The sequence below is a fragment of the Vibrio sp. 1727 genome, assembly GCF_033344415.1.
Lineage (GTDB): Bacteria > Pseudomonadota > Gammaproteobacteria > Enterobacterales > Vibrionaceae > Vibrio > Vibrio alginolyticus.
Genome location: NZ_JAWPOT010000509.1, coordinates 1 through 574, shown reverse-complemented (window position 1 = coordinate 574; position 574 = coordinate 1). Strand labels below are relative to the sequence as shown.

General features: G+C 46.0%; 1 protein-coding gene. It reads right to left on the bottom strand.

The genetic code is table 11. The features are described 5' to 3' along the window. On the bottom strand, nt 1–574 hold a 574-nt coding region (locus tag R8O10_RS26640; protein ID WP_318192153.1), incomplete at both ends, for an MFS transporter.

The window sequence follows — 574 nt, the reverse complement described above, 5'->3', positions numbered from 1 at the left end:
TGCTTTTTTCGGTGCCAATTCAAGTGCATACAAACCAATCAGCATGACAGGGCCGTAAATCAAGAAGCCAATCGCGATAAGAGCCATCATATCGATTGTTGGGTTGCCCGCAGGGTTGAACCAGTAAACCAATACCGCCAACGTTACCAATACCATGAACAAGATGCCTGCAGGTGCACGACGGCCTTTGAACAGTTTGTCCGAAATCCAACCACACAATAACGTGCCAGGAATACCCGCCCACTCGTATAGGAAGTAAGCCCAAGACGATTTATCTACCGAGAAGTCCTTCGCTTCTTTTAGATAAACGGGTGCCCAGTCCAACACACCGTAACGGATCAAGTAAACAAACGCGTTTGCAATCGCAATCGACCACAACAGTTTATTGTTGAATACGTACTTGAAGAAAATTTCCTTCGCCGTCATTTCTTGTTCATGCGACTTGTCGTAGTCATCTGGGTAGTCATCTTTGTACTCTTCAATCGGCGGTAGACCACAAGACTGAGGCGTATCTCGAACCGTCATCCAAATGAACACCGCAACCAAAGTGGCGAAAAATGCAGGTACATAAAAT